Origin of the sequence: Pseudomonas sp. JAI115, from assembly GCF_014200835.1 — a bacterium.
Lineage (GTDB): Bacteria > Pseudomonadota > Gammaproteobacteria > Pseudomonadales > Pseudomonadaceae > Aquipseudomonas > Aquipseudomonas putida_A.
This window is the reverse complement of sequence record NZ_JACHCY010000002.1, coordinates 324,443-333,960: the sequence shown is the minus strand read 5'-3', so window position 1 is coordinate 333,960 and position 9,518 is coordinate 324,443. Positions and strand designations below refer to the sequence as shown.

At 62.5% G+C, this 9,518-nt stretch carries 1 protein-coding gene; it reads right to left on the bottom strand.

Going from position 1 to position 9,518, the window contains the following annotated elements; all coding sequences use genetic code 11:
• Nucleotides 1-823: 823 nt before the first annotated feature.
• Nucleotides 824-9,430 (bottom strand): retention module-containing protein, encoded by an 8,607-nt coding sequence (locus HDC30_RS06630; protein ID WP_183781748.1) that lies wholly within the window; start codon nt 9,428-9,430, stop codon nt 824-826.
• Between the last annotated feature and the right edge of the window lie 88 nt (nt 9,431-9,518).

The window sequence follows — 9,518 nt, the reverse complement described above, 5'->3', positions numbered from 1 at the left end:
CAAGCCAGCTCCCACCATTTGACCGAGTGCATTCAGTTGGGGATTGGTCGACTGTGAGGCCGCTTTCGCGAGCAGGCTCGCTCCCACAGTTGGAATGCGTGCATTCAGGTGGGAGGTTGGTCGGGTGGTAGGCCGCCATCGCTGGCAAGCCAGCTCCCACCATTTGACCGAGTGCATTCAGTTGGGGATTGGTCGACTGTGAGGCCGCTTTCGCGAGCAGGCTCGCTCCCACAGTTGGAATGAGTGCATTCAGTTGGGGATTGGTCGGCTGGTAGGCCGCCATCGCTGGCAAGCCAGCTCCACAATTTGACCGAGTGCATTCAGTTGGGGATTGGTCGGCTGGGAGGCCGCTTTCGCGAGCAGGCTCGCTCCCACAGTTGGAATGAGTGCATTCAGGTGGGAGGTTGGTCGGCTGGGAGGCCGCCATCGTTGGCAAGCCAGCTCCCACAGTTGGAGTGTGTGCATTCAGTTGGGGATTGGTCGGCTGGGAGCCGCTTTCGCGAGCAGGCTCGCTCCCACAGTTGGAATGCGTGCATTCAGGTGGGAGGTTGGTCGGCTGGTAGGCCGCCATCGCTGGCAAGCCAGCTCCCACAGTTGGAATGAGTGCATTCAGTTGGGGATTGGTCGGTTGGGAGGCCGCTTTCGCGAGCAGGCTCGCTCCCACAGGGAGCTTTGTTGTTCACAAAATGCTGAGCACTCTAAATCCAATGTGGGAGCGAGCCTGCTCGCGAAGGCTGACTCACTGGCAACGCAGTTCTCCAGACAGACAAAACCCGCCGTCCCGACTGATCGGGGCGGCGGGTTTTGTCGTTTCAGGCCTTGATCACACTGTGTCCACTTTCAGCGAATGATCATTGAGCATGCCGCTGATAATCGTCGCCGTGTCGTGCCCGCCGGCCACCACCCCACCCGCCCCCGGGGTCACGCCGTAGTGGCTGGCGAGGTTGACGCCGGCCAGGTCGATGGTCTGGTTCGGCGTGGCGCCGGCCAGCGCGCTGACGTCGATGCTGGTGAGCACCGAGGCGCCGCTGCCGGTGACGGTGAAGTGCAGGTAATCGTCGAGCGACGCGGTGGTGCCGTTTTCACCTTGCAGCAGTTGCGACAAGTCGAGCTTATCGGTGCCGGGGGTGAAATCGGTGATGGTGTCGTGGCCGGTGTTGCCCTTCAGGTACTGGAAGGTGTCCGCGCCGGCCCCGCCCGTCAGGGTGTTGTTGCCCATGCCGCCGATCAGCAGGTCATCACCGCCACCACCGTTGAGGATGTCATTGCCCAGGCCGCCGTTGATCACGTTGTTATTGTTGTCGCCGGTCAGGGTGTCGTTGAAGTTCGAGCCGACCAGATTCTCGATATTACTGATCGTGTCGGTGCCGGCGCCGATGGTGTTTTGCGCACCGAGCAGACCGAGGTTGACCGTGACCCCGGCGGTGGCGTGGGCATAGCTGACCGTGTCGATGCCGGTGCCGCCGTCGAGAATGTCGTTGCCCGGGCCGCTGTAGAGCAAGTCGTTGCCCGCGCCGCCGTGCATCTCGTTGTTGCCGGAACCGGCGGTCAGTACGTCGTTGCCGTCGCCGCCATTGAGGATGTTGTTGCCGGTGCCCGCCACCAGAATGTCATCCCCGGCAGTACCGGTGAGGGTGTGGCCATCCTGATAGGTGATGCTGACGTTGGCGGTGTCGCTGCCGCCATGGTTGTCGTTGGCGGTGTAGATGCCGTTGAAATCCGGCGTCACGTCGTGGGCGCCGGCGTAGTTGACCGTCATGGTCAGTTGATAGTTTTCCGCTGCCGTCGGATTGCTGCCGCTGGTGTTGCTGATGTTGGTCACGTGGATCTGGTAGGTGCCATCGGCACCGGCAGTGATGGTGCCGCCGTCAGCGATGCTGACGAACGCGCCGCCGTTGACCGAGTACTCCATGGTGACGTGGCCGGCCGCGAGGTTGTGATCCAGGTTCAGCGTTTCGCCCTGTTTCAGTTTGACGGTGATCAGGTCCTCATCGTTGGCATTGGCATTGGTCACCGCACCGAGGTAACCGCTGACCACCAGCACTGCGGTCATCGCGGCGGTGTTGGCGGCGAATGCAGCGCGTACGTCGGCCAGGTTCTGGTTGGCGGCGGTATTGCCGGTGCCGGCGAAGTTGATTGCGCCGGTACCGGTGAAGTCCGCGCCCTTGGCTACCCAACCGGTGTTGAAGCTGGTCGGCGAGGCATTGAGCGTGTCGCCGTCCGGGTCGGTGTCATTGGCCAGCAACAGTTCGCCCGGCACGACGATATTGCCCGACAGCACGTTGGTGATGACATGGTCGTCCACCGCCACTGGCGGCGAATTGGGGATCACTTTCACCGTCAGCGTCGAGCTGGCAAGGTCGCCGTCGTTATCGCTGAGGGTGAAGCCGATGTTCTCGGTGATCACCGTGGTTGTGGTTTTCTGCGAGGTGTAGCTGTAGTCGCCGGTGTCCAGGTTGATCACCAGCGTGCCGCTGTTGTTGGTGGCAATGCTGATCGTGTTGTTCACGGTGTTGAACGTACCGTGGTTGGTGCCGCCGGATGCGGTCAACGAACCCTGGCCGCTGTTGGCGCGCGGGTCATAGGTGTAGGTGGTGCCGTCGACCACGATGGATTTGATGAAGCCGCCATCGGCGCCGAAGGTACCGCCCTCGCCCAGCAGCGAACCGGTGACCGGCGCGCCTTCGACGGTGCCCGACAGCACCGAGTTGAGCTGATTGAGGTCGGTGACCACCACCGCATTGGTGTTGGTGTGGCTGATGCCGTCATAGGCCAGCGGATCGAGGTTGGCGTTGCTCACGCCGCTGCCCAGACCGATGGCGTAGTTCTTGATGTTGTTGGCATCGAGGAAGTTTTTCAGCGCGGCTTCGTCGGCAGCGTTGATGTCGCCTTCGTTGGGTTTGCCGTCGGAGAAGAAGTAGCCGACGTTCTGCGCCCCGGTGAGTTTGCCCGAGGTGTTGAACGCGGTCTGCATCACCGCCACGGCAGCGTCGTAGTTGGTACCGCCACCGGCGGTGAGGCCGGCGAGTATGGACTTGGCCGTCGCCACATCGACCCACACCGAAGTCCGGTCAGTGGCATTACTGCTGAAGGTGACGAGTTGTACCTTCACATCGCCGAGATCATCGTACTTGTCGAGCAAGGCACTGATGGCCTGCTTGGCCAGCGCCAGCCGTGACAGCCCCGGTACACCGGAGGCGTCGGCCATACTGCCGGAGATGTCGAGGACGATCAGCAGGTTGGAATCGATCTCCACCGCCGCCACCGAGCGATCCGACGCCACGGCTTTGGGCACGTCATCGACGATGTTGACCACAATCGTGCTGGTGGTGCTGTTGCCCAGCGCATCGGTGGCTTTGTAGGTAAAACTTTCGCTCAGGGTGTTGGCGCCGTCGTTGGCGTTCGGCGTGGTTTTCGGTGCCGAGGTCAGGGTGTAAGTGTAAGTGCCGTCGGCGTTGAGCTGGATCTGCCCGTAAGTGCCGGTGGCGCTGCCGACCAGGGTGTAGGTGAGCGCCCCGCTGCCGCCAGTGACTGCACCGACCAGTGTGCCGGTGGCGGTTTCGCCGGTGTTGCTCGGGTCGCTGCCGGTGACCGTGCCGGGGGCCAGGTCCTGGCCGTCCTTGGTCAGGTCGAGGGCTTTTTCGTAGACCGTCACGTCCTGATCGACCGACGCAATCAGTTTGCTGTCGGCGACATTGATGGTGATGGTGGTGGTGCTTTCGTCACCGTCGCTGTCGCGGATGGTGTAGGTGAAGGTGTCGGTGGCGCCCGGTGGGCTCACCGAGTTCGGGTTGCTGTGGTAGATGGCGTTACCTGCCGCGTCGAGGGTCAGGTAGCCGTAGGTGCCGTTGATGTTGCTGTTGAGGCCGCCGATCGCCGAGGTCGCGGTATTGCTGCCGGCGCGCACGCCGACCACTGCCCCGCCCGCCGCTGCGCCATCGGCACCGGTGACATCGTTGCCGAGCACGCTGATATTGACCGTGCCGCCCTCCGCCACCGAGCCGGTGTCGGCCTTTGCGGTCGGCAGGTCATCGATAATGTTGACGTTGATCTGGCCGCTGGCGGTGCTGCCGTCGGTGTCAGTCGCGACCACGTTGAAGTTTTCGGTGAGGCTGTTGGCGCCGTTGCCGGTCGGGTGATTTTCGTTATCCACCAGGGTGTAGCTGTAACTGACCACGCCGGTCGCCGGGTTGTAACCGGTGACGGTGAACGTACTGCCCAGCGGCGACACCACCGATTGCGGGAAGCCTGCGGCGACCCCGTTGGTCACGACGGCAATACCACCGACAGTGAGGGTTTGCAGGCCATCCAGGGCCGTGACGGTGAACGTACCGCTCTGGGTCAGCGCAGGGGTGTCAGGGCTGGTGCCGTCACTGAGATTTTTCTCGTAGACGGTGAGCTCGCCGCCATTGACGTCGAGGCCGTTGAGCACCACCGGATCGTCGTTGTTGTGGATGTTCAGCACCAGGTTCGCGGTGCTGGTATCGCCGTCAGCATCGGTGAGGGTGTAGGTGAATGTCTCGATGCCGTTTCCACCGCCGTGCAGCGCTTTGAAGTCGGCGTCAGCCGGGTTGAGCGTGTAGGTGTAAGTGCCGTTGGCATTGAGCACCAGCGTGCCGTAAGTCCCGGTGAAGGTACCGGCGGTGATCGGCCCGGCATTCGGTCCGGTGGCGACCACGTCCGCGCCTTGCACGTCGTTAGTCAGCACGTTGCCGGTCAGGGTCAGCTGGGTTTCCGAGGCACTGGTGGCGTTGCTGTCGTTGAGGGCTTTGGGCACGTCATCGACGATGCTGACGACGATGGTGCTGGTGACCACATTGCCCAGCGAATCGGTGGCCTGATAGGTGAAGGTTTCAGTCAGGGTATTGACCCCGTCGTCGGCATGCGGTGTGGTGGTCGCGGGCAAGGTCAGGGTGTAGGTATAAGTGCCGTTGGGGTTGAGCACGATCTGCCCGTAGTTGCCGGTGGCACTGCCGACCAGCGCATAGCTGATGGCGCCAACCGCACCGGTGACCGAACCGACCAGTGTGCCGGAGGCGGTTTCACCCGTATTGGTCGGGTCGCTGCCGATGACCGTACCCGGGGCCAGATCGGCGCCGTCCTTGGTCAGGTCGAGGGCTTTTTCGTAGACGGTGACGTCGGTGTCGCTGGTCGCATACAGCTTGCTGTTGGCGATATCGATGGTGATGGTGGTGGTGCTTTCATCGCCATCGGAATCGCGCACGGTGTAGGTGAACACATCCACCGCGCCGGGGCCGTTCACGGCATTGGGGTTGCTGTGATAGACCGCGTTGCCGTTGGCGTCCAGCGTCAGGTAACCGTAGGTGCCATTGATGTTGCTGTTGAGGCCGCCGATGGCCGAGGTCGAGGTGTCGGAGCCGGCGCGCACACCGACCACCGCGCCGGTCACCGCCGGGCCGTCGGCGCCGCCGATGTCATTGTCGAGCACGTTGCCGCTGACGGTGCCGCCCTCCGCCACCGACGCGGCATCGGCATGCGCGCTCGGCAGGTCATCGATGATGTTGACGTTGATCTGGCCGCTGGCGGTGCTGCCGTCAGTGTCAGTCGCCACCACGTTGAAGTTCTCGGTGATGCTGTTGGCGCCATTGCCGTTCGGATGGGTTTCGTTATCGACCAGGGTGTAGCTGTAGCTGACCACGCCAGTCGCCGGGTTGTAGCCGGTGATGGTCAGCGTGCTGCCCAACGGCGTAACGATCGATTGCGGGAAGCCTGCGGCCACACCACCGGTGACGACGTTGATGCCGCCTACGGTCAGGGTTTGCAGACCGTCGAGCGCGGTCACGGTGAAGGAACCGCTCTGAGTCAGCGCCGGCGTATCGGGACTGGTGCCGTCGCTGAGGTTTTTTTCGTAGACGGTGAGTTCGCCGCCATTTACGTCGAGACCGTTGAGGATCACCGGATCGTCGTTGTTGTGGATCTGCAGGACGAGGTTGGCAGTGCTGGTATCGCCGTCGGAATCAGTGAGGGTGTAGGTGAAATTTTCGGTGCCGTTGCCGCCGCCGTGCAGGTTTTTGAAGTCGGCGTCGTTGGTGTTGAGGGTGTAGGTGTAAGTGCCGTCAGTGTGCAGTTCCAGCGTGCCGTAGGTGCCGGTGAACGTGCCGGCGGTGACCGGGCCGGTGGGTACGCGGTCGGCGCCCTGCACGTCGTTGGTCAGGACGTTGCCGGTCAGGGTCAACTGACTTTCCGACGCGGTGTTGGCGTTGCTGTCGTTCACGGCTTTTGGCAGGTCATCGATGATGTTCACATCGAGGGTGGCGTTGGCGGTGGTGCCGTTGTCGTCCACTACGGTGACGGCGAACTGTTCAGGCAGATTGTTGGCGCCGTTGGCGGTCGGGTGTGCCTCGTTGTCGACCAGGGTGTAGCTGTAGCTGACGACACCGGTGGCCGCGTTGAATCCGGTGATGGTCAACGTGCTGCCCAGCGGTGTGGTGACCGATTGCGGGAAGCCTGCGGCTACGCCATTGGTGACCACGGCAATGCCACCGACGGTCAGGGTCGTCACGCCGTCCAGAGCAGTGATGGTGAATGTGCCGCTTTGGGTCAACGCGGTGGAATCCGGTGCGCTGCCGTCAGTGAGATTTTTCTCGTAGACGGTGAGTTCACCGCCATTGACGTCGAGCCCGTTGATGATCACCGGATCGTCGTTGTTGTGGATCTGCAGGACGAGGTTGGCGGTGCTGGTATCGCCGTCCGAATCGGTGATGGTGTAGGTGAAGGTTTCGGTGCCATTGCCGCCACCGTGCAGGTTTTTGAAGTCGGCGTCGGTGGTGTTCAGCGTGTAGGTGTAGGTGCCGTCGGTGTGCAGTTCCAGGGTGCCGTAGGTGCCGGTGAAAGTCCCGGCAGTCACTGGGCCGGTCGGTACGCGGTCGGCGCCTTGCACGTCGTTGGTCAGGACATTGCCGGTGAGGGTCAGATTGGTTTCCGACGCGGTGTTGGCGTTGCTGTCGTTCGCGGCTTTTGGCAGGTCGTCGATGATGTTCACATCGAGGGTCGCGTTGGCGGTGGTGCCATTGTCATCCACTACCGTTACGGCGAACTGCTCGGGCAAGTTGTTTGCGCCGTTGGCGGTTGGGTGTGCCTCGTTGTCGATCAACGTGTAGCTGTAACTCACAACACCGGTGGTGGCATTGAAACCGGTGATGGTCAGCGTGCTGCCCAGCGGTGTAGTGACCGATTGCGGGAAGCCTGCGGCCACGCCGTTGGTGACCACGGCGATGCCGCCGACGGTCAGCGTGGTGACGCCGTCCAGAGCGGTGATGGTGAAGGTGCCGCTTTGTGTCAGCGCGTTGGCATCCGGCGCGCTGCCGGTGCTGAGGTTTTTTTCGTAAACGGTCAGCTCTCCGCCGTTAACGTCGAGGCCGCTGATGACCACGGGGTCGTCGTTGTTGTGGATTTGCAGGACGAGATTCGCAGTGCTGGTATCGCCGTCCGAATCGGTGATGGTGTAGGTGAAAGTCTCGGTGCCATTACCGCCGCCGTGCAGGTTTTTGAAGTCGGCGTCAGTTGGGTTGAGCGTGTAGGTGTAAGTGCCGTCGGTGTGCAGTTCGAGGGTGCCGTAGGTGCCGGTGAAGGTGCCGGCGGTGACTGGACCGGTGGGTACGCGGTCGGCGCCTTGTACGTCGTTGGTCAGTACGTTACCGGTCAGGGTCAACTGAGTTTCCGAAGCGGTGCCAGTGTTGCTGTCATCGATTGCTTTAGGCAGGTCGTCGATCACGTTCACATCAAGCGTTGCATTGGCAGTCGTGCCGTTGTCGTCCACGACGGTGACGGCGAACTGCTCAGGCAAATTGTTGGCGCCATTGGCGGTTGGGTGTGCCTCGTTGTCGACCAGGGTGTAGCTGTAACTCACAACACCGGTGGTGGCATTGAAACCGGTGATGGTCAGCGTGCTGCCCAGCGGTGTAGTCACCGATTGCGGGAAGCCCGCGGCCACGCCGTTAGTGACGACGGCGATGCCGCCCACCGTCAGCGTGGTGACGCCGTCGAGCGCCGTGATGGTAAACGTGCCGCTCTGGGTCAGCGCGCTGGAATCCGGCTCGCTGCCGGTGCCGAGGTTTTTTTCATAGACCGTCAGCTCGCCACCCTCGACGTTCAACCCGTTGATCACCACCGGATCGTCGTTGTTGTGAATCTGCAGAACCAGATTCGCAGTGCTGGTATCGCCGTCCGAATCAGTGAGGGTGTAGGTGAAAGTCTCGGTGCCATTGCCGCCACCGTGCAGCGCTTTGAAGTCTGCGTCGCTGGTGTTGAGGGTGTAGGTGTATGTGCCATTGGCATTCAATACGAGGGTGCCGAAAGTGCCGGTAAAGGTACCGGCAGTGACCGGGCCGGTGGGCACGCGGTCGGCGCCTTGCACATCGTTGGTCAGGACGTTGCCGGTCAAGATCAACTGGGTTTCCGAGGCGGTGTTGGCGTTGCTGTCATTCGCCGCTTTGGGCACGTCATCAATGATGTTGACATCGAGCGAGCCGGTGGCGCTGTCGCCATTGCTGTCGCTTGCGGTCACCGTGAAATGTTCACTGAGGCTGTTGGCGCCGTCACCGGCCGGATGGGCATCGTTGCCGTTGAGGGTGTAGCTGTAGCTGACTACGCCGGTGCTGGCGTTATACCCGGTGATGGTCAGGGTGTTGCCCAGTTGTGTGGTGATCGACTGCGGGAAACCGGCCGCCACACCAGCGCTGATCACGTTGATACCGCCGATGTTCAGGCTGCTCAGACCGTCCGGCGCCGACACCGTGAAGCTGCCGCTCTGGGTCAGCGCGCCGGGGTTGGCCGAGGAGCCGGCAGGCAGGTTGGCTTCGTTGAGGGTCAGCTCACCGCCAGGCACGGCGAGGCCACTGAGGGTCACCAGGTTGTTGACCGGCGGCGGCACGATCGGCGTGTTGTCGCCATTGTCGATGACTGCGTTGTGCCGCTCTTCGGGAAACTCGGGAATACCGTTGAAACCGGCGGTCGGGAAGCCGATCACCGGATCCACGCGCCCACCGACTTCCGTCAGCAGCACAAAACTGTGGCCGCCACCCAACTCACCTGGTGCGCCGCCCGGTGCATTCGGGCCGGCGGCGGTGGCCTCTGCCGCTTTGGTCGGGTCTTCGCCGGCGGCGATGGCTTTCTGAATCTGCTCGACATCGGTCAGTTGCGCTTCGCTCGGCGTCAGCGCTTCAGGGGAATCAATGTGCACCGCCTGATTGGCCAGCAGCTGCCCGGACATCGTCATGCTGCTGTCGCGGCCCAGGGTCAACTCGTGGCCATTTTGCAGATGAATGGCGACGGCACCTTCTGCGCCGGTGATCACTTGATCGCCGGCAAACAAGCGGTCGCCCTCGACCAGGGCGCGGCGCGTGCCGTCGGTGCCCTGCGCAAAAACCTGACCAATGACTTTAGTGACTGTCCCGATGAGCGTTGCCATGTGAAATTCCTCCGCTGCCGACCACCGTCGGCACTGGTTCGCGAAGCAGCCCATGGCTCAATCGGGTTGTCGGGGCGACGCTCGCACC

Bases quoted from the DNA above. Each gene is read 5' to 3' on its own strand.
- HDC30_RS06630 (WP_183781748.1), bottom strand. From the start codon at position 9,430: ATGGCAACGCTCATCGGGACAGTCACTAAAGTCATTGGTCAGGTTTTT.